This window comes from Mesorhizobium sp. P5_C1 (genome assembly GCF_054049815.1).
In genome coordinates this window covers 1-511 of record NZ_JBFULQ010001432.1, presented here as the reverse complement: position 1 = coordinate 511, position 511 = coordinate 1, and the positions used below count along the sequence as shown (strand labels likewise).

Here is a 511-nt window from a genome sequence, read left to right as displayed (position 1 = left end):
ACATCATGCTCTATCGCTTTGATTTAGAGGCGGATTCAGCTTTCAGGTCGATTCAACCTGAAATCATCCGGCTCTAGGCGCCAGAGCGGCTCTCCAACCGGGTGAGGCTGTCCACCGTCACATGGCGGTTGTTGTCGATCCGGATCACGCCGTCTGTCCGCAGCCGGGTCAATTGGCGGCTCACCGTTTCGATCGTCAGGCCGAGGAAATCGGCGATGTCGGCGCGCGTGAGCGGCAGGTCGAAGCTTGTCGCGTTGGTGGCTGGATCGAGCGTGGGATCGATATTTCTGGCAATCATCAGCAGAAAGCTCGCCACTTTTTCCGCGGCGGTCTTGCGTCCCAGCGTCACCATCCAGTCGCGCGCCTCGTCGAGTTCGTTCAGCGTTTGCTTGAGCAGGCGATGCTCGAGCTCCGGCGATTGCTTCATCATCCGTTCGATCGCCGTCTTCGGAAACGAGCAAAGGGAGACAGCGGTCGCCGCTTCCGCGTTGATCTCGCTTTCCACCTTGAA

General features: G+C 59.1%; 1 protein-coding gene. It reads right to left on the bottom strand.

What is annotated here, in order from left to right; genetic code table 11:
* Positions 1 to 73: 73 nt before the first annotated feature.
* Positions 74 to 511: Crp/Fnr family transcriptional regulator (locus ACXJ7R_RS36195; RefSeq protein WP_457155956.1), on the bottom strand; the 438-nt coding region annotated here is incomplete at its 5' end.